We start from the raw sequence: 20382 nt of genomic DNA on the forward strand, positions 1-20382 counted from the left end.
ACGAGGCACATCTCATGACGACATCCACTTCTTCACCCTCGAAGTTTTCCACGGTGCTGCGCGTGACCAGCGGCAATTTCATGGAAATGTTCGATTTCTTCCTGTTCGGATTTTACGCGACGCATATCTCCAGGGCCTTCTTCCCCAGCGGCAACGATTTTGCCTCGCTGATGCTGACCTTCATGACCTTCGGCGCCGGCTTCCTGATGCGTCCGCTGGGCGCCATCATCCTGGGCGCCTATGTGGACCGTGTCGGCCGCCGCCAGGGCCTGATCGTGACCCTGGCCCTGATGGCGCTGGGCACCATGCTCATCGCCTTTGTCCCGTCCTACGCCACCATCGGCGCGCTGGCCCCCATGCTGGTGCTCATCGGCCGCCTGCTGCAAGGCTTCTCGGCCGGCGTGGAACTGGGCGGCGTGTCGGTCTACCTGGCCGAAATGGCCACGCCCGGCAACAAGGGCTTCTATGTGAGCTGGCAGTCGGGCAGCCAGCAGGTGGCCATCATCGTGGCGGCCGGCATCGGCTACCTGCTCTCGACCACGCTCACGCCGGCCCAGGTCGGTGACTGGGGCTGGCGCGTTCCCTTCTTCATCGGCTGCCTGATCGTGCCGGTACTGTTCGTGATCCGCCGCTCGCTGCAGGAGACCGAAGAGTTCATGCGCCGCAAGCACCGCCCCAGCACCGGCCAGATCTTCCGCTCCATGATCGAGAACTGGAAGCTGGTGATCGCCGGCATGATGCTGGTGTCGATGACGACCGTGTCGTTCTACCTGATCACGGTCTACACCCCGACCTTCGGCAAGAAGGTCCTGATGCTGTCCACCGAGTCCAGCCTGATCGTGACCTTGTGCGTGGGTCTGTCCAACTTCATCTGGCTGCCCATCATGGGCGCGCTGTCGGATCGTATCGGCCGTCGCCCCATCCTGGTGACCTTTACCGTCCTGACCATCCTGACCGCCTACCCGGCCGTGAACTGGCTGGTCCATGACGCCAGCTTTGCCAAGATGCTGATGGTCGAACTGTGGCTGTCCTTCCTGTACGCCAGCTACAACGGTGCGATGGTGGTGGCGCTGACCGAAGTGATGCCGGCCGACGTGCGCACCGCAGGATTCTCGCTGGCCTACAGCCTGGCCACCGCCGTCTTCGGCGGGTTCACCCCGGCCATTGCGACGGGTCTGATCCAGGCCACCGGCGACAAGGCCGCTCCGGGCATCTGGATGAGCGCAGCCGCCGTGTGCGGGCTGATTGCGACCCTGATCCTGTACCGCAACAAGGCGGCACCGCAGGCGGTGACGGCCTGAGACTGATTCTTGTACTAGAACCCATTTCATAAATAGGCGTGAGTGCGAGCGAGTCCCGTTTGGGATGAAGTGCAAGGCGCGAATTTGGGTCAAGACTGGGCGTCTTGACCCAAATTCGTAACGCAGCAATTCGCCCAAACGGGCCGCTCCCTCCGGGTTCTGTCCAGAAAGGGCGCTGGCCGCGTTGCGCTCCTTGCGTGTGGCACCGCCACACGACGCGTCGCGCGCCTTGCCAGCGCCCTTTCTGGACAGAACGCATCTCACGCCTATTTATGAAATGGGTTCTAGCTATTGGGATGGGCCGCAGCGTTGCGGCCCTTTTTTATGGTGATGCAGAAACACGGACTCACACTTGGCGGACCGATGTCAACGGCAAGAACAGTGTCAGCGGCGCATCCTGCAAGGCGACGAAACCATGATGCCGGTAGAAGGCCGCTGCCTGTGCGTCTTTGGCATCAACTACCATGACTGCGCCCGGTATCTCGGCGGCGATGGCGCGATACAAGGCATTGACCAACAAGGCGCCCCCGAGGCCGCGACCTTTGAATTCACGGTCCACTGCCAGGCGTCCCAGACGGATGGCAGGGATGGCGCCATAGCGCGGCAACTTGCGGCGCAGCGCGTCAGACAGTCCCGCCAGCGGAACGCTGGCACTGGCCAGCGTGTAGAAGCCTGCCACGCGCTGCTCATCGTCCACCGCCACGAAGCATGCAGCGACACGGCGGCGAATATCCTGCGTCACCTGTTCGCGCAGGTAGCGATTCAATGCAGGCGAACCGGATTCAAAGCGACTACGGTCGTGAGATGCGATATCGAGCGCCGTCACCAGAAACGGCGGGCGCGTCATTCTTCGCTGCGCAGCAGTTTGTCATGACGCACCATGGCGCGTCGCAATGCGGCCGACGGTGGCGGCGGCGACAGAAGAGCATCGGCGAAGCGCTGCTGGTCTTCCAGCGACAAGCGGATCACTTCTGCCTGCTCAATGGCTCGTTGCGCCGCGTCCTGGACCGCCGCGACAACGAAATCCGTCAACGTCCGCCCTTCGATCTCGGCGGCGCGCTTGAGCAATTGCTGCAATTCGGGACTGATTCGGGCTTCAAGCCGCGCAGTTGAAACGGCAGGCATCATGAATTCCTCCTTGATTGGCATTGTACGGCAAATTGCCGGACGATAGAAAAAAGTGAACGCATGACAATAGCAGAGCCAGGAGGAGACGAATAAAAGCAGAGAAGGAATCGAGTCAAAAGCAAAAATTTCTTCAAGTCTTATATAAGAGTTGAAGCATTTCGCCCCGCTTAGGAGTAAACTACCGCTGTTTTTTGCCGCGGCTCTCTGGCAGCAGTACGCCAGCCATGCCGCCCCGGGAGACGAATTTCCGCGCAGCACAGCCGACAAGGAGGTGGCGCCAGCCCAGGCCGACAGAGCCAGGGCGGACCATCCGGCGCTGCGGGGATCGCACCAAAGCACATCAACACACCAACGCAAGGACATCATCGTGACTACTGGCAACCCGACCATCATCTATACGCTGACCGACGAGGCACCCTATCTGGCGACCCACTCGCTCTTGCCCATCGTCAAGAAGTTCACCGCCGCGGCCGGCATCGACGTCGTCGAAAGCGATATTTCGGTGGCTGCGCGTATCCTGGCTGAATTCCCCGAGTACCTCACCGATGAGCAGAAAGTCCCCGACAACCTGGCCGCACTGGGCGCATTGACCCAGAGCGCGGAAGCCAACATCATCAAGCTGCCCAACATCAGCGCCTCGATCCTGCAACTGCAAGCCGCCATCCGCGAACTGCAATCGCGCGGCTACAAGCTGCCGGACTATCCGGAAAACCCGACCACCGAAGAAGAAAAGGCCCTGCAAAAGCGTTACGCCAAGGTCACCGGCAGCGCCGTCAACCCGGTCCTGCGCGAAGGCAACTCGGATCGCCGCGCGCCCAACGCCGTCAAGAACTACGCCCGCAAGCACCCGCACTCGATGGCCAAGTGGTCCATGGCCTCGCGTACCCACGTGGCGCACATGCACGGCGGCGACTTCTACGCCGGCGAAAAGAGCCTGACCCTGGACAAGGCCGTGGACGTCAAGATGGACCTGGTCACCAAGTCCGGCGAAACCATCGTCCTGAAGCCGAAGATCTCGCTGCAAGCCGGCGAAATCATCGACAGCATGTTCATGAGCAAGAAGGCCCTGTGTGCCTACTACGAAGAACAGATGCAGGACGCCTACGAGACCGACCTGCTGCTGTCGGTGCACGTCAAGGCCACCATGATGAAGGTCTCGCACCCGATCGTCTTCGGCCACGCCGTGCGCACCTACTACAAGGACACCTTCACCAAGCATGCCAAGCTGTTCGCCGAGATCGGCGTGAACCCGAACAACGGCATGTCCGGCGTCTACGAAAAGATCAACACCCTGCCCGAAGACAAGAAGGCCGAAGTGCTGGCCGACCTGAAGGCCGATGAAGCCAAGCGCCCGCGCCTGGCCATGGTGGACTCCGCCAAGGGCATCACCAACCTGCACGCCCCCAACGACGTGATCGTCGACGCCTCCATGCCGGCCATGATCCGCGCAGGCGGCAAGATGTGGAACGCCGCCGGCAAGACCGAAGACACCAAGGCCCTGCTGCCGGAATCGACCTTCGCCCGCATCTACCAGGAAATCATCAACTTCTGCAAGACCAACGGCGCCTTCGACCCGACCACCATGGGTACCGTGCCCAACGTCGGCCTGATGGCCCAGAAGGCCGAAGAATACGGTTCGCACGACAAGACCTTCGAAATCGCCCAGGCCGGCGTGGCCCGCATCGTCACCCTGGACGGCCAGGTGCTGCTGGAGCAGAACGTGGAAGAAGGCGACATCTGGCGCATGTGCCAGGTCAAGGACGCAGCGGTCCGTGACTGGGTCAAGCTGGCCGTGACCCGCGCCCGCCTGTCCGGCATGCCGGCCGTGTTCTGGCTGGATCCGTACCGTCCGCACGAAGCCGAACTGATCAAGAAGGTCAACACCTACCTGAAGGATCACGACCTGACCGGTGCCGACATCCAGATCATGTCGCAAGTGCGCGCCATGCGTTACACCCTGGAACGCGTCATCCGCGGCCTGGACACCATCTCGGTGACCGGCAACATCCTGCGCGACTACCTGACCGACTTGTTCCCCATCATGGAACTGGGCACCTCGGCCAAGATGCTGTCGATCGTCCCGCTGATGGCCGGTGGCGGCATGTTCGAAACCGGTGCCGGCGGCTCGGCCCCCAAGCACGTGCAACAGCTGGTCGGCGAGAACCACCTGCGCTGGGATTCGCTGGGTGAATTCCTGGCCCTGGCCGTGTCCATCGAAGACGTCGGCATCAAGACCGGCAACGCCCGCGCCAAGATCCTGGCCAAGACCCTGGATGCTGCCACCGGCAAGCTGCTGGACAACAACAAGTCGCCCTCGCCCAAGACCGGTGAGCTGGACAACCGTGGCAGCCACTTCTACCTGGCCCTGTACTGGGCCCAGGAACTGGCCGCGCAGAAGGACGACGCCGAGCTGGCCAAGCAGTTCGCACCGCTGGCCAAGGCACTGGCCGAGAACGAGCAGAAGATCGTCGAAGAGCTCAACTCGGTGCAGGGCAAGGAAGTCGACATCGGCGGCTACTACCTGCCGGATCGCGAAAAGACCTTCGCCGTGATGCGTCCGAGCGCCACGCTGAACCAGGCGCTGGAAACGCTGTAAGCCGTTGATCGTTGCCGGGAGGGATGATCCGACCTCCCCGGCAGCAAAACGAAAAGGCCGCGAATGCAGATTCGCGGCCTTTTCCGTTAACGCTGTATCGAGCAGAAGTGACCGGCTCAATCACCTCCCAGCAGGAAATTGCGCCGCACATCCAGTTCCTCTGCCGCACTGGCCGTCTCATCCTTCAAGGCCACGCCCGACAAGCCACGCTCATGCGCCTGCGCCATCAGGTAATGCAGCTTGTAGGCCGCCTCGGCGTACGGCAGACCTTCCGGCCGCACATTGGAGATGCAGTTGCGGCTGGCGTCGGTCAGCCCGCGCGAGGGCATCCAGGTCAGATAGAGCCCCATGCTGTCAGGCGAACTCAAGCCCGGTCGCTCGCCGATCAGGATCACCACCAGCTTCACGCCCAGCAGTTCACCAATCTCGTCAGCCACCGCGACCCGCCCCTGCTGCACGATCACCGGGGGCGCCATCGACCATCCTTCGGACGCGATGCGCTGCATTACCTGGGCCAGGAAAGGGGCGGCATTGCGTACGATGGCCAGCGCCGACAAGCCATCAGCGATGACGAAGCCCACATCGAAGCGCCGTTGCGGCGCGGTGCCGAAACGTTCAAGCAACTGCTGGCGCGAACTTTCCGACAGCTTGCGCCCGAAGTCCGGCCGCTGCAGGTACATCAGCCGATCGGCGGCCGCACTCCGTACATCCGGGATAGCCTGGGCGGCGCAGATCCCTTGTTGCTGCAACTGATCCTTCAGTCCTGCCACGTCCAGCGGCAGATGCACGGCATCGCGTGCCTGCGCATGGGCCAGCTGGAAAGCCAGCTGCGGCGCGGTTGGCAGGCTGACGCCACTGCGTCCCAGGGCGATGCGTGCAGCGGTAAAACGGCGCAGGGCTTCCCACGGATTGGCCGTGACGTTTTCTGCACCGGGGCTGACGTTTTCTGCACCATGCGGTGAAAGCTCGTGGTCGTCCATGGTCATTGAAGGCGCAGCAAGGTATCGCGAAAACCGGGCGGCATGTCGGCATGCAGGCGGAATGCCTGCTCCTGGCCGCCCGCATTGAATATCTGCATCCGCTGCAGCCACGCCTCGAATTCGGGAGCCGGCCGCGAACCCAGTACCCGCCTGGCATACAAGGCATCGTGGAAGGAAGTGGTCTGGTAGTTGAGCATGATGTCATCCGAACCGGGAATGCCCATGATGAAGGTGCAGCCTGCCACGCCCAGCAGGGTCAGGAGCACATCCATGTCGTTCTGGTCGGCCTCGGCGTGGTTGGTGTAGCAGACATCGCAGCCCATGGGCAGGCCCAGCAGCTTGGCGCAGAAATGGTCTTCCAGTCCGGCGCGGATGATCTGCTTGCCGTCATAAAGATATTCCGGCCCGATGAAACCCACTACCGTATTGACCAGCAGCGGCTTGAACGCCCGCGCCACCGCATAGGCGCGTGCTTCGCAGGTCTGCTGATCGACGCCATGATGGGCGTTGGCCGACAGCGCACTGCCCTGACCGGTTTCGAAATACATGACGTTGTCGCCCACGGTGCCACGTTGCAGGGACAGTGCCGCCGCACGCGCCTCAGCCAGGATGGCCAGGTCGATACCGAAGCCGCGATTGGCTGCCTCGGTCCCGGCAATCGACTGGAACACCAGGTCCACCGGCGCGCCGCGCTCGATGGCCGCAATCGTGTTGGTGACGTGGGTCAGCACGCAGGATTGCGTGGGGATTTCGTAGCGCGCGATCACCTCGGCCATCATCCCGACCAGCTTGACCACCTGCGGCACGTTGTCCGTGGCGGGATTGATGCCGATGACCGCATCGCCGTTGCCATACAGCAGGCCATCGAGCATGCTGGCGGCAATGCCGCTGGCGTCATCGGTAGGGTGATTGGGCTGCAGGCGCGTGGACAAGCGGCCGGGCAGGCCGATGGTATTGCGAAAGGCCGTGACCACACGGCATTTCTTGGCCACCAGGATCAGATCCTGATTGCGCATGATCTTGGAGACGGCAGCCGCCATCTCCGGCGTGACACCGGGGGCGACCGCTGCCAGTACGGTGCTGTCGGTGTTGTCGGCCAGCAGCCAGTTGCGCAGGTCGCCCACGGTCAGGTGGGCAATCGCTGCAAACGCTGCGCGGTCGTGACTGTCGAGGATGAGGCGGGTGACCTCATCGTCTTCGTAGGGAATCAGCGGCTCCTGGAGGAAGGTCTTCAGCGGCAGCTCGGCCAGCGCCATCTGTGCAATGGCGCGCTCCTCGGCACTGGCAGCGGCCACACCGGCCAGCAAGTCGCCTGAGCGCGCCGGGCTGGCCTTGGCCATGAGCTCCTTCAGATCACGAAATGCGTAGCTGGTGCTCCCCGCGCTGTGGCGAAAACGAGGTGTCGACATGATCGGTTGCTCCCTGAAAAAGCGCGCTGTCACATGTGCCCGCCTCAAGCCGGCAGGCCACGTCCCGAACGATGACGCGCCGATGCAAGGTAGCACACATATCCCAGTGCCATCAGCGCCACGAAGATGCCGAAGATCAGCGGATTGTAGTAGATCATGGTGGCCATGCAGACCAGCGCACCGAACAATGCAAAGGCCGGGAAGTAGGGATACAGCGGCGCCCGGAAAGGCCGCTCCAGGCCAGGCTCGATGCGGCGCAGGCGCAACAGCGACAGCATCGACAGGATGTACATCAGGATCGCACCGAACACCGACATGGTGACGATATTGGCGGTGAGCGTCTGGCCGCCGATCTTGATGAGCTCGTCGCTGTAGATGGCGGCGATGCCCACCACCCCGCCAGCCAGGATGGCACGGTGCGGTGTCTTGAAGCGCGGATGGATCCGGGCGAAATACGCAGGCAGATAGCCTTCGCGGGCCAGCGCAAAGATCTGGCGCGAGTAGCCCAGGATGATGCCGTGGAACGACGCCACCAACCCGAACAGGCCCAGCCACACCAGCATGTGCAACCAGTTGCTGTTGCCGCCCACGATCAGTTTCATGGCCTGCGGCAGCGGATCATTGATATTGGCCAGTTTGGTCCAGTCGCCGGCCCCGCCAGCGAAGAGCATCACGCCGATGGCCAGCACCACCAGCGTGAGGATGCCGGTGATGTAGGCGATGGGAATGGAGCGCCTGGGGTCCTTGGCTTCTTCGGCGGCCATGGCCACGCCTTCGATGGCGAGGAAGAACCAGATCGCAAACGGGATCGCCGCGAACATGCCGGGCACCGCCGCCAGGCTGAAGCTGTCACTGCCCGACCAGCCGCCCTTGGTGAAATTGATCAGCGAGAAACCTGGCGCCACCACCCCCATGAAGACCAGCAATTCGAAGATCGCCAGCAGCGTCACGAAGAGCTCAAAGGTGGCCGCAATCTGCACGCCGACGATATTGAGCGTCATGAACACCAGATACGCGCCCAGCGCCGCCTGCCTGGGATCGATATCGGGGAACTGCACATTGAGGTAGGCGCCGATGGCCAGGGCGATGGCCGGTGGCGCAAAGACGAATTCGATGAGCGTGGCCGCGCCCGCCAGGTAGCCGCCCACCGGCCCGAAGGCGCGCTTGCTGTAGGCAAACGGCCCACCCGCATGGGGAATGGAGGTAGTCAGTTCGGTAAAGCTGAAGATGAAAGTGGCATACATGGCCGCAATGAACAGAGCCGTGACCGTGAAGCCCAGCGTGCCGGCGCTGGCCCAGCCATAGCTCCAGCCGAAGTATTCGCCGGAAATCACCAGCCCGACCGCAATGGCCCAGAGCTGCAGGGTGGACAGGACGGGCTTGAGGGTATGGCCCTGCCCTGAAGAGCTTGCATTCATCGGATTCTCCCGTTGGCGCGAAGGACGGGCCGCTGCGTGGCGACCCCTGTGATAGGACTGGCGGGCATGGCGCTTGCTTGATCTGGCGCAATACGCTGCCCTGCCGACCCAATATAGCAACGGCGATTTCGGCGGCGTTATCGAAATTCGGCAAACCTGCGCGGCTTGCTAGCCGCCGGTCGATCAAGGAGTCTGCCCATGTCCGCGCTCTCACTGTCCCAGCCTGACACACCTGCCACGCACAGCCAGCGGGCATTGCGCACCGCCGTTGCGCGCGATGTGGATGAGCATGCGCACAACCTGACGGACTGGGAACAACGCTACGACCAGATCACCTGCGGTCGCTTTGAAGGCGTGCTGCAGGAGTGGCAGAGCAGCGGTCTGCAGATTTTCCGCGAGGCCAGCAGCCGTGCCGTGCGCCAGTCCTGCCAGGTATGGCCCGATGCCTTGTGGTTCGGTATCGAGGTGCGCACCAGCGGCATGCGCATCAATGGCCGCCAGGTGGGTGAGGATGTGGTGATGACCCGTCCGGGTGCCTGCGAATTCGAACTGGTCACGCCGGATGCCCATGAAATCTACGGCATCGTGGTACAACGCGACGCCCTGCAATCGAGTGCCGCACGGCTGGGCTGTCAGCCGGACTGGAACCGCCTGCACCGGGCCGAACTGCTCAAGGTCGGGCATCAGGGTCTGGAAGATTGCCGCCAGCAGATCGCTGCCCTGCTCGCCCTGGCGGGCCAGGCCAGCGGCGCCCACGCCCATGCCGCCCTGCAACTGCGCCAGGAGGCCGTGCTGGTAGCCTTGCTGGCCATGCTGGACGAGGGCGAGATCGAGGCGCAAGCCGGTGCCAGCTTTCTGCGCCGCCGCCGTATCGTCAACGATGCGCGCGAGTTCGCGATGGCGCATCAGGACAGCCCGGTGACCGTCCCCATGCTGTGCGAGGCCGTCCACGTCAGTCGCCGCACGCTGCAATACTGCTTCGAGGATGTGCTGGGCATGAGCCCCATGAGCTATCTGCGCTCGCTGCGCCTGAACGGGGTGCGCCGCGCCCTGTGCGCGGGCGATGGCAGCCAGGCCGTCGGCAGCATCGGCGACATCGCTGCCGCCTGGGGCTTCGCCAACTTCAGCCAGTTCTCGTGCGACTACAAGAAACTGTTCGGGCAGACGCCGTCGGCCATGGTGCAGGCGCGCACCCGGCATTGAGCCAGTCCTCGGGCCGCGACGATCTTGCTGGCGGCACGGCGCCGAAGACGGCACAATGCCGTCTGCGCCACTGACCACCCGAATGAGCCCCCGATGACGGCCAGCCAAGACGACATTTTCTCCCTGGAAAAATTCGAGTACCTCTGCTACGCACGCCAGCGGGAGCCCGCCGCACAGGAACTGGTGCGCCTGCTGCAACTGATCGATCGGCAGTACGGGCAACTGGCCGGCAGGTTTTCCTTGCAGGTCTCGCCGGCGGTGACCCAGGCCGAACTGGAACAGCACACACTGGCGCGCCTTACCGGCGCCATCTCGGCACTGCTGTCGGATCCCGGCTTTCACCTCAGTCCCAACGGTTTCGGCCAGCTCATCCAGTTCCAGCGCTGGCTGGCGGCGCTATTCGGGGCGAGTCACTTCATCAATGCCGATCACATCCTGCGCTCGCTCAATTTCGGCGGTCCGCAATCGGCGGTATTCGAGGTCAAGCCGCTGGACCTGGTGAAATTCTGTCTGCTGTACTCCCCTGAATCGGAATTGCCGCTCGATGTGGAAGCGCTCTGGGTCCAGAACAAACCGCTGGCCGCCGCGCTGTTCCTGGCATTGATGTCGCCGCGCTTTCTCGGTACGCCGGCGGCGCATTCCAAGCGCGAGGCCCTGCTGCACTGGCTGCCCGAACGACTGCATGAACTGGATTCCCTGGACGGGCTGCCGGTTGCCGTGCTGCATGACGTCTACATGCACTGCAGCTACGCCGACCTGCCGCAGCGCCATCGCATCAAGGGCGCCATCAACCAGCTGCTGCTCGGCAAGCTCGCTGCCGACGGCCTGCATGACCTGGCGCAGGACGGTGGCGGGCGCGTCAATGGCAAGCCGGTCATGCTGGTCTTGCTGGAGTGGTTTTCCGGCGGACACTCGATCTACCGTACCCACTCCAAGACGCTGGAGGCGGCACGCCGCCATTTCCACGTGATTGCCCTGGGCTACGCGGCCAATACCGACGAACTGGGTCGCGCCGTCTTCGATGAATTCATCACGCTGGAGCAGCCCGGCGACCTGGTGTCCAGTCTGCGCACCGTGCGCGAGACTGCACAGGCGCGTCGGCCGTGCGTGTTCTACATGCCCAGCGTGGGCATGTTCCCCATCACCATGTTCGCGGCCAATCTGCGGCTAGCGCCCTTGCAGGTGGCCGCGCTCGGCCACCCGGCCACGACGCATTCCTCGCGCATCGACTACATCAGCGTGGAAGAGGATTTCGTCGGCGACCCGGCCTGCTTCAGCGAAAAGCTCTTGCGCCTGCCCGCCGATGGCCAGCCCTACCGTCCCACGGCCATCCCCTTTGCCGTACCGCGCATGGACCGACGCGACCAGACGGTGGTCAATGTGGCCATTGCAGCCACTACCATGAAACTCAATCCGCGCTTCCTGATGGCGTGCCAGCGCATCGTGGAATTGTCCGCGCGGGCAGAGGGCGGGGCCGCGCGCCAGGTGCGACTGCATTTCCTGGTGGGCCAGGCGCAGGGCCTGCTCTATCCGCAGTTGCAGCGCCTGATCCTGCGCTACATTCCGTCGGCGCAGGTCTATGCGCACCAGCCCTACCAGCAGTACCTGTCGATCTTCAACCAGTGCGACATGTTCCTCTCGCCCCTGCCCTTCGGCAATACCAACGGCATCATCGATGCCTTCACGGTCGGACTGCCGGGCGTCTGCAAGACCGGGCCGGAAGTCTTCGAACATATCGACGAAGGACTGTTCCGCCGCGTCGGGCTGCCCGACTGGACCATCGCGGCCACGCTGGATGACTACATCCTGGCCGCCGTACGCATGGCCACGGACTATCCGGCGCGCCGTGCGCTGTATGCGCAACTGGCCGATCCGCAAGCCTTGCGCCGGCTCTTCGAAGGACGTCCGGAGTCGCTGGGTGATGCCCTGGCAGCATTGTGCAAGCAAGCCATCAGCCCTTGAGGGATCACTCCACGTGCACGGACGCAGCCACCGCCGCAGGCGGTACAAGGATTGTCGGGAGAATCGGCCATGTCGGTGAAGAGCCGCTCTTCATCGACGATCCATTGAAGGGCTGCGTGTGCGGGCATGAAAGTGGCGTGGTGGATATCAGGCAAGCAGAGCAGCTCGGGGCCTGCCATTATGCGATGTTCCGGCGCCTGCGCACAGGACTGCCCGCTTCGGCGCGCGCCTTGGCCTCGACCAGCTCCAGCAGACCTTGCGCGGCAATGGACAGGCTGCGCTCCTTGGGCGTGACGATCAGCAGTGGCCGCACCAGCTCCGGCGCATCCACGGCAATGGCGACCAGGTTGGGCAGACGGAACTGGAACAGCGTCAGTTCCGGCACCACGCTCACGCCCAGCCCGCTTTCGATCAAGGCCGCCAGCGTGGCCAGGTGCTCCACCTCCAGCCCGGTGTGGATCACGCCACCAGGTCGCAGCACCGCCTCCAGGTGCTGGCGTACGCTGGTCGAGCGCGCCAGGTGGATCATCTCGCAACCGGCCAGTTGCGCCACCTTGATGCGTCGCTTCCCGGCCAGCGGATGGTCCTTGCGGCACACCAGATAGAACGGATCGGCACACAACGGCTGAGTACTGAACTCCAGCAGATCGGGTCCCGGCGCGGTCAGGGCGATGTCGGCCTTGCCATGCCGCAGCAGCTCCAGGCACTGGTCCGAAATGGCATCGAACAATTCCACCGTGACACCCGGATGGCGCTGCCGGTAGGCTGCCAGCACCGGCGGCAGCCAGCCCGCCGCCAACGACGGCAGGGCCGCAATGGCCACCCTGCCCTTGCGCCGGGCGACATAATCATTCATGTCCGCCAGCGCCGCCTGCATGTCCGCCACCAGCTGGCGGGCCACCTGGACGAAGACTTCACCTTCGGGCGTGAGGCTCACGTTGCGCGTATCACGCTCGAACAGGCGCGCGCCGGTGGCGCTCTCCAGTTTCTGGATCATGGCGCTGAAGGCTGACTGCGAGAGGTGGCAGCGCTCGGCCGCATGACCGAAGTGCCGGCACTCGGCCAGGGTCAGGAAGGCTTGCAGCAGGCGCGTGGAAAGGTTGGCTTGCATGAGATGGAGGTCGCCGGATTATGCTGAAAATCCGGTCAATCAATCGAAAAAAGCGACTTTACAACAAAATCGGCCGCCACCTACACTCGCCCTGCTCACATCTCGCCCCCCTGTACGGAATCCGGTACGGAGACTGAAACAGAAAAGCAAAACGACACACCGGGCCGGATGTGCTGACACGACAAGAACATCACACCAAAAAACGGAGACACGCATGTTGGCCCTGCTCGGCTTTGTCACGATCGTATCCTTGTTCACCGCCATCCTCACCAAGAGGATGTCGCCGCTGGTGGCGCTGATCGCCATTCCCATCATGGCCGCCCTGATCGGCGGCTTCGGCTTGCAGACTTCCAAGTTCATCGTTCAGGGCGTCACCGCCATTGCGCCGGTGGCGGGAATGTTCGTCTTTGCCATCCTGTTCTTCGGCATCGTGACCGATGCCGGCATGCTGGACCCCATCATCAGCCGCATCCTCAAGACCGTGGGCAGCCGCCCCACCCGCATCGTTCCCGGTACGGCACTGCTGGCCTTGCTGATCCACCTGGATGGATCGGGTGCGGTAACCTTCCTCATCACCATCCCCGCCATGCTGCCGCTGTACACGCGGCTGGGCATCGACAAGCGCATCCTGGCCTGCGTGGCCTCGCTGGCCGCGGGCGTGAATTTCCTGCCGTGGACCGGGCCGATGATCCGTGCCTCGGCCGCACTGCATATCCCGGTATCGGACATCTTCACGCCCCTGGTGCCGGTCCAGCTGGTCGGACTGGCCTTCGTCTTCATCGCCGCGTATCTGCTGGGCCTGAAGGAGGAGCGCCGCCTCGGGCTGGGCAAGGGAGCCAGCGTGGGTTTCGTGCAGCAGCATGAACTGAGCGAAGCGCAACTGAAGATCCGCCGCCCGCAGAATTTCTGGGCCAATATCGTCCTGACGGTATTCGTGCTGGGCGTGATGATCAGCGGCAAGGTCGATCCGGTGGTCATGTTCATGATCGGCGTGGTGCTGGCCCTGATGATCAACTACCGTGACGTGGCCATGCAGCGCGAGCGCATCGATGCCCACGCCAAGGCCGCCCTGCTGATGGCCAGCATCCTGTTTGCGGCGGGCGTGTTCACCGGCATCATGACCAAGTCCGGCATGCTCTCGGCCATGGCCAAGACGGCCGTGGGCCTGGTACCGCCCGAGATGGCCAGCCATATCCCGGTGGCCCTGGGGTTGTTGTCGATGCCGCTGTCGCTGCTGTTCGACCCGGATTCCTTCTACTTCGGCGTGCTGCCGGTGATCGCCGAGGTCAGTCACATGCTGGGCGTGCCGACCATCCAGGTCGCCCAGGCGGCGTTGCTGGGCCAGATGACCACGGGTTTCCCGGTCAGTCCGCTCACGCCCGCCACCTTCCTGGTGTGCGGCCTGGCCGGCATCGAACTGGCAGACCATCAGAAATACACCATCCCTTTCCTCTTCGGCGCTTCCGTGGTGATGACCATCGCCTGCGTGGTGCTGGGACTGTTCCCGCTGTTCTGAGCGGGGGCAAGGGCAAGCGCAACCCCCTGTTCTGGAGAAGTACATGACCCACGATCCACAGCGCACCGTGCGCATCGGCGCCGGTGCCGGCTATTCGGGCGATCGCATCGAACCGGCCGCCGAACTGGCCGAGCATGGCCAGCTGGATTACCTGATCTTCGAATGCCTGGCCGAACGCACCATCGCCATCGGCCAGCAGGCCCGACTGGCCGACCCGGCCAGAGGCTATGACCCGCTGCTGGAAGAGCGCATGCACGCGGTCCTGAAGACCTGTGCCACGCGGGGCGTGCGCATCATCACCAACATGGGCGCGGCCAATCCGCTGGCTGCGGCGCAGCGGGTCCGCGAGATCGCGCGCGCATCCGGACTGGCTGGGCTGAAGGTGGCCGCCGTGGTCGGCGACGATGTACTGGAGGCCGTGCAGCAGGGAGCATGGCGTATCGAGGACAATGGCCAGCCGGTCGCGGCTCTCGGCACGCGCCTCATTTCGGCCAATGCCTATCTGGGCATCGCACCCATCGTGGAAGCGCTGCAGGGCGGCGCCCAGGTCATCATCACCGGGCGCGTGGCCGACCCGGCGCTGGTGCTGGCGCCGCTGGTGCACGAGTTCGGCTGGGCCGCCGATGATTGGGACCGGCTCGGCCAGGGCACGCTCGTCGGCCATCTGCTGGAATGCGCAGGACAGATCACCGGCGGCTACTTTGCCGATCCCGGCAAGAAGGATGTGGCCGGTCTGGCAAGGCTGGGCTTCCCCATCGGCGAAGTGAAGGCCGATGGCAGTGCCGTCATCACCAAGGTGGCGGGTTCCGGTGGCCAGGTCACGGCACGCACCTGCAAGGAGCAATTGCTCTATGAGATCCATGATCCGAGCGCTTACTTCACGCCCGACGTGATTGCTGATTTCTCGCAAGTCCACATCGAAGAAGTCGGGCCGGACCGCGTGGCCGTCACCGGCGGCCGTGGGCGTGCGCGACCGCAGACACTCAAGACCACGCTGGGTTACCGCGACAGCTTCATCGGCGAAGGCCAGATCTCCTATGCCGGCCCTGGCGCGCGAGCGCGTGCGCAACTGGCCGGCGAGATCGTACGCGAGCGGCTGGCGCTCACGGGCGCGCAGACCGAAGAACTGCGCATGGAGCTGATCGGCATCAATGCCATCGCCGGTGAGCAGATGTCGGCGCATGCACCCGAGCCCCAGGAAGTCCGCCTGCGCGTGACCGGCCGCACGGCCAGCATGAAAGAGGCGATCCGCATCGGCAACGAAGTCGAGACACTTTATACCAACGGCCCGGCCGGTGGCGGCGGTGCCACCAAGTCGGCCCGCGAAGTCATCGCCGTGCTGTCGCTGCTGCTGCCGCGCACGCTGGTACATCCATCCGTTTTCATCGAGGAGGCCTGAGATGCTGCTCAGAGAGATTGCTCATTCACGTGCCGGGGACAAGGGCGACATTTCGAATATCTCCGTGATCGCCTATCGGCAGGAGGACTATGCGCTGCTGGAGCGCACCCTGACGGCCGAACGCGTGCGCGCGCATTTTGCCGGGGTGGTCCATGGTGAGGTGGTGCGCCACGCGCTGCCGCATCTGGGCGCGCTCAACTTCGTGATGCAGCGGGCGCTGGGTGGCGGGGTTACCCGCTCACTCGCGCTGGATGCGCATGGAAAGGCGTTGTCGGGGGTGATGCTGCAGATGGAATTGCTGCCCTGAGAAGCGAAGCGGCGTCAGTGTTCCCACGGATTGATGACTGGCAAAGCGGCTGCTGCATAGGCAGACACGTCACGGGAAGCCACGCTGAAGTCGCAAGATGCCGCGATGGCGGCGATGTAACCGTCGGGCGTGGGAAAACCCCTGCCCGCCCGCCTGGCCTTGACGGCCAACTCGGCGTGAGCGCGGGCTGCATCGGTATCAAACGAGAGGATTCTGTCCTTGAACAGGCGCAGGATGCCTTCAAAACGACGCGCCAGCACATCCTGACGGCGACCTGCAGGAAGGCTGGCAATACCGAAGCCCATTTCGGCAATCGTGATGCTGGTCAGGTAAAGCGTCTGCGGGACCTGTGCGTTGAGCCAGGCGTGTACGCCGGGATGTATCTCCGGCTTCATGGCTTCGGAGACGACGTTGGTATCAAGCACGATCATTTGAACCTCATCGGCTGTGCAGGGCGACGCTCACGCATCTGCTCCAGCGCCTCGACATCTTCGTTGGTGACGCCCAGCGCGCGATTCATGTCGACCAGCGCATCTCCCAGTCGCAATTGGCCGCCGGGTCTGACGGCCAGGGTCAAGATTTCGCGGATTTCTGCCTCGGTGCTGCGCCCATGCTGGGCAGCACGCACCCGCAAGGCGCGATGTACTTCATCGGGAAGATTACGGACAGTCAGCGTAGCCATGACAGCATTACTCCGATTTGATATCAGTGCATTCATTCTAGTCATTTGAATCTCTCCTTTCCATCAAAAATGTCCTGGTGGTGTTGCCAGAGGAAAACGCTGCCCCCGAAAAGCTTCTCATCCAACAGGAGAATGCTGAATAGAGGGTGATTCGGCGCAAAAAAGAGAATGAAGACCGACGTTATTCGATATAAACCGCCCCGAGAGCCCCGAATCGTTGCCCGAGAGAAAAATAGGAATTTTTTAGCCAATTCTCCATCCCGAAAGTACGTACATTGCGACTGTCCAAACCGTGCAAGATTTGGTATCGTCCGCCCGTGATTCATTCTCGCACTGCATCAGCGCCCCCCGCTGACACACTCCCCCCGATATGAAAAAAGCAATCCGACTCGGTACTCCGCTGTCCCCTTCCGCCACCAAAGTCATGCTGCTGGGCTCCGGCGAACTCGGCAAGGAAGTCATCATCGCCCTGCAACGCCTGGGCGTGGAAGTCATTGCCGTGGACCGCTATGAAAACGCGCCCGGCCAGCAGGTCGCCCATCGTGCCCACGTCATCAACATGACCGACGGCGCCGCCCTGGCTGCGCTGATCGAGCAGGAACAGCCCGACCTGATCGTGCCCGAGATCGAGGCCATTGCCACCGAAACCCTGGTCAAGCTGGAAGAAGCCGGCCGCGCCCACGTCATTCCGACTGCGCGCGCCGCCTGGCTGACCATGAACCGCGAAGGCATCCGCCGCCTGGCCGGTGAAACCCTGGGTCTGGCCACCTCGCCCTACCGCTTTGCCGACAGCCTGGAAGAACTCAAGGCAGCCATCGACCAGATCGGCTTCCCGTGCGTGATCAAGCCGGTCATGTCCTCCTCCGGCAAGGGCCAGTCCAAGATCGACGGTCCGGAAGAAATCGAAGCCGCGTGGAATTACGCTGCCGCCGGTGGCCGTGTCGATTCCGGCCGCGTGATCGTGGAAGGCTTCATCGACTTCGACTATGAAATCACCCTGCTGACGGTGCGCTCGCTCAACGAAAACGGCGACACCATCACCAGCTTCTGCGATCCCATCGGCCACGTGCAGGTCAAGGGCGACTATGTCGAATCCTGGCAGCCGCACCCGATGCCCACCGCAGCCCTGGAAAAGGCCCGCGACATCGCCCGCAAGGTCACCGAAAACCTGGGTGGCCTGGGCCTGTTCGGGGTGGAGCTGTTCGTCAAGGGCGACATGGTCTGGTTCTCCGAAGTGAGCCCGCGTCCGCATGACACCGGCATGGTCACCATGGTCAGCCAGGTGCAGAGCGAATTCGAACTGCATGCCAAGGCCATCCTCGGCCTGCCGGTCAATACCGCTCTGCGCAGTCCCGGCGCCTCCGCCGTGATCTACGGCCAGCACGATGCCCGCGGCATCGCCTTCGACGGCGTGGCCGATGCGCTGCGCATCCCCGGCGCCGACATCCGCCTGTTCGGCAAGCCGGAATCCTTCGCCCGCCGCCGCATGGGCGTGGCCCTGGCCTCCGGGGACAGCGTGGAAACCGCTCGCATCCGCGCCAAGCAGGCAGCGGCCAAGGTCAAGCCGGTCGTTGCGCAGTGATGCTGCGCTGAGCAGAACCCCATGAACGGGCTCCGATGCAGATCGGGGCCCGTTTTGTTTTGGCCCGGGCGCAGTGCCTGCCGGGCTCCGGAAACGATATAAACGATATACGGCAGCACGCTGGCCGCGACTGGTTATAATCATCGCCTCCCTCCACTACAGCAGCTTTGCTCACGATCATGAAGTGTGATGTCGTCATCCTCGGCAGCGGTCTGGCCGGTCTTTCCGTCGCTCTCCATCTGGCTGAAAAATATCAGGTGGTGGTCGTTTCCAAGGGCGAACTGCTGGACGGAGCCAGCAACTGGGCACAGGGCGGCATCGCGGCCGTGCTCGATTCGGGCGACAGCCATGCCCAGCACATCGCCGACACGCTGGTGGCCGGGGCCGGCCTGTGCGATGAAGGCGCCACGCGCGCCATCGTCGAACAGGGTCGCCAGGCCATCGAGTGGCTCATCGCCCAGGGTGTGCCCTTCACCCGCGACGACAGCGCCGAGCTGGGCTATCACCTCACCCGCGAAGGCGGTCACAGCCAGCGCCGCATCATCCACGCCGCCGATGCCACCGGCCACGCCGTTCAGGTGACGCTGGAGCAGCGCGTGCGCGCCCACCCCAACATCACCCTGCTGGAACATCACTGCGCCATCGACCTGATCCACGCCGGCAAGCTTGATCCCGGGGCCGAACCACGCTGCCTGGGCGTGCATGTGCAGGATTCTGTCAGCGGCCGCGTGCTGGCCATCGCGGCAGGACGTACGGTGCTGGCCACGGGCGGGGCCGGCAAGGTTTACCTGTACACCTCCAACCCGGATTCGGCCACCGGTGACGGCATCGCCATGGCCTGGCGGGCCGGCTGCCGGGTGGCCAACATGGAATTCATCCAGTTTCATCCGACCTGCCTGTACCACCCGTACGCCAAATCCTTCCTCATCAGCGAGGCCCTGCGGGGCGAAGGCGCGCTGCTCAAGCTGCCCGCCTCGGCCGGTGCGCTGGCAGGCCAGCGCTTCATGCCCGACCATGACGAGCGCGCCGAACTGGCCCCGCGCGACATCGTGGCGCGCGCCATCGACTTCGAGATGAAGAAACGCGGACTGGACCACGTCGACCTCGACATCAGCCACCAGAGTCCGGCCTTCATCGCCGAGCATTTCCCGACCATCCAGGCGCGCTGCCTGGAGTTCGGCATCGACATCACGCGCCAGCCGATTCCGGTGGTCCCGGCGGCGCACTATACCTGCGGCGGGGTGGTCACCGACATGGCCGGGCGCACCGACCTGCCGGGCCTGTACGCGGTGGGCGAGACGGCCTGCACCGGCCTGCACGGCGCCAACCGTCTGGCCAGCAACTCGCTGCTGGAATGTCTGGTGCTGGGCCGCGCCGCTGCGGCCGATATCGAACGGGAATTGTCAGCCGGTGTCTGGCGCATCGCCGACGTGCCACAGTGGGATGAGAGCCGCGTCAGCGATGCCGACGAGGAAGTGGTGATCGCCCACAACTGGGACGAACTGCGCCGCTTCATGTGGAATTACGTCAGCATCGTACGCACCGATAAGCGCCTGGAACGCGCACAGCACCGCATCCGCCTGCTCAAGGAAGAGATCGACGAGTACTATGCCAACTTCCGTATCTCGCGCGATCTGCTGGAACTGCGCAACCTGGTGGACGTGGCACAGCTGATCGTCTCCAGCGCCTTGATGCGCAAGGAAAGCCGGGGCCTGCACTTCAGCCAGGATTACCCGCGCACCTTGCCGCGCGCCACCCCGACCATCCTGCCCGGACGGCAGTGAGCCT

The 20382-nt window shown here is 63.7% G+C and carries 17 protein-coding genes; 9 read left to right on the plus strand and 8 right to left on the minus strand.

Going from position 1 to position 20382, the window contains the following annotated elements; genetic code table 11:
• The first annotated feature begins 14 nt into the window (after positions 1-14).
• A complete protein-coding gene (locus GWL_RS09465; protein WP_008329259.1) occupies positions 15-1301 on the plus strand; it encodes an MFS transporter in 1287 nt (428 codons plus the stop codon).
• 346 nt (positions 1302-1647) lie between these two features.
• On the opposite strand, the gene GWL_RS09470 is transcribed toward GWL_RS09465, so the two are convergent.
• Both GWL_RS09470 and GWL_RS09475 read right to left on the minus strand, forming a co-directional pair.
• The gene (locus GWL_RS09470; RefSeq protein ID WP_008329262.1) at positions 1648-2148 is read right to left on the minus strand and encodes a GNAT family N-acetyltransferase; all 501 of its coding nucleotides are present in this window, start codon (positions 2146-2148) and stop codon (positions 1648-1650) included.
• Positions 2145-2429: a DUF1778 domain-containing protein gene (locus GWL_RS09475; protein ID WP_008329267.1), complete on the minus strand. Its 285-nt coding sequence runs from the start codon at positions 2427-2429 to the stop codon at positions 2145-2147. The genes GWL_RS09470 and GWL_RS09475 overlap by 4 nt, the downstream gene beginning before the upstream one ends.
• Before the next feature lie 367 nt (positions 2430-2796).
• On the opposite strand from GWL_RS09475, the gene GWL_RS09480 reads away from it, so the two are divergent.
• Positions 2797-5025 carry an NADP-dependent isocitrate dehydrogenase gene (locus GWL_RS09480; RefSeq protein ID WP_008329269.1) on the plus strand — a complete coding sequence of 743 codons (2229 nt, stop codon included), beginning with the start codon at positions 2797-2799 and terminating at the stop codon, positions 5023-5025.
• 116 nt (positions 5026-5141) lie between these two features.
• Here GWL_RS09480 and eutC read toward each other — a convergent pair whose 3' ends face one another.
• The 3 genes from eutC to eat are packed head-to-tail and all read right to left on the minus strand — an operon-like array spanning position 5142 to position 8832.
• Complete coding sequence (gene eutC, locus GWL_RS09485) at positions 5142-6011, minus strand: ethanolamine ammonia-lyase subunit EutC (protein ID WP_008329271.1); 870 nt, start codon at positions 6009-6011, stop codon at positions 5142-5144.
• Positions 6008-7414 carry an ethanolamine ammonia-lyase subunit EutB gene (locus tag GWL_RS09490; RefSeq protein ID WP_034350388.1) on the minus strand — a complete coding sequence of 469 codons (1407 nt, stop codon included), beginning with the start codon at positions 7412-7414 and terminating at the stop codon, positions 6008-6010. Before GWL_RS09490 ends, eutC begins: the two co-directional genes overlap by 4 nt.
• 44 nt (positions 7415-7458) lie before the next feature.
• The gene (gene eat / locus GWL_RS09495) at positions 7459-8832 is read right to left on the minus strand and encodes an ethanolamine permease (protein ID WP_008329275.1); all 1374 of its coding nucleotides are present in this window, start codon (positions 8830-8832) and stop codon (positions 7459-7461) included.
• A 198-nt stretch (positions 8833-9030) separates the two neighbouring features.
• Between eat and GWL_RS09500 the strand changes: the two genes are divergently transcribed.
• Positions 9031-10035, plus strand: a complete 1005-nt coding sequence (locus GWL_RS09500) for a helix-turn-helix domain-containing protein (protein WP_008329276.1) — start codon at positions 9031-9033, stop codon at positions 10033-10035.
• 93 nt (positions 10036-10128) lie between these two features.
• Positions 10129-11997 (plus strand): peptide transporter, encoded by a 1869-nt coding sequence (locus GWL_RS09505; protein WP_008329277.1) that lies wholly within the window; start codon positions 10129-10131, stop codon positions 11995-11997.
• A 178-nt stretch (positions 11998-12175) separates the two neighbouring features.
• Here GWL_RS09505 and GWL_RS09510 read toward each other — a convergent pair whose 3' ends face one another.
• Positions 12176-13108: a LysR family transcriptional regulator gene (locus tag GWL_RS09510; protein ID WP_008329278.1), complete on the minus strand. Its 933-nt coding sequence runs from the start codon at positions 13106-13108 to the stop codon at positions 12176-12178.
• A gap of 214 nt (positions 13109-13322) precedes the next feature.
• Between GWL_RS09510 and GWL_RS09515 the strand changes: the two genes are divergently transcribed.
• From GWL_RS09515 to GWL_RS09525, 3 genes are read left to right on the plus strand one after another with little or no spacing between them, the layout of a single operon-like run.
• On the plus strand, positions 13323-14624 hold the full coding sequence (locus GWL_RS09515) for a CitMHS family transporter (protein WP_008329279.1): 1302 nt from the start codon (positions 13323-13325) through the stop codon (positions 14622-14624).
• A gap of 43 nt (positions 14625-14667) precedes the next feature.
• Positions 14668-16023 carry an acyclic terpene utilization AtuA family protein gene (locus GWL_RS09520; RefSeq protein ID WP_008329280.1) on the plus strand — a complete coding sequence of 452 codons (1356 nt, stop codon included), beginning with the start codon at positions 14668-14670 and terminating at the stop codon, positions 16021-16023.
• A 1-nt stretch (position 16024) separates the two neighbouring features.
• Positions 16025-16330 (plus strand): hypothetical protein, encoded by a 306-nt coding sequence (locus tag GWL_RS09525; RefSeq protein WP_008329281.1) that lies wholly within the window; start codon positions 16025-16027, stop codon positions 16328-16330.
• A gap of 14 nt (positions 16331-16344) precedes the next feature.
• Here GWL_RS09525 and GWL_RS09530 read toward each other — a convergent pair whose 3' ends face one another.
• Positions 16345-16761 (minus strand): type II toxin-antitoxin system VapC family toxin, encoded by a 417-nt coding sequence (locus GWL_RS09530; protein WP_008329282.1) that lies wholly within the window; start codon positions 16759-16761, stop codon positions 16345-16347.
• Positions 16758-17012, minus strand: a complete 255-nt coding sequence (locus tag GWL_RS09535; protein WP_008329283.1) for a plasmid stabilization protein — start codon at positions 17010-17012, stop codon at positions 16758-16760. The genes GWL_RS09530 and GWL_RS09535 overlap by 4 nt, the downstream gene beginning before the upstream one ends.
• Positions 17013-17382: 370 nt before the next feature.
• Here GWL_RS09535 and purT point away from each other — a divergent pair, with 370 nt between their 5' ends.
• Both purT and nadB read left to right on the plus strand, forming a co-directional pair.
• A complete protein-coding gene (gene purT / locus GWL_RS09545; protein ID WP_034350391.1) occupies positions 17383-18594 on the plus strand; it encodes a formate-dependent phosphoribosylglycinamide formyltransferase in 1212 nt (403 codons plus the stop codon).
• A 179-nt stretch (positions 18595-18773) separates the two neighbouring features.
• Positions 18774-20378 (plus strand): L-aspartate oxidase, encoded by a 1605-nt coding sequence (gene nadB / locus GWL_RS09550; RefSeq protein ID WP_008329287.1) that lies wholly within the window; start codon positions 18774-18776, stop codon positions 20376-20378.
• Positions 20379-20382: the final 4 nt, after the last annotated feature.

It is taken from the genome of Herbaspirillum sp. GW103, assembly GCF_000261365.1.
Classification (GTDB): Bacteria; Pseudomonadota; Gammaproteobacteria; order Burkholderiales; family Burkholderiaceae_D; genus Herbaspirillum.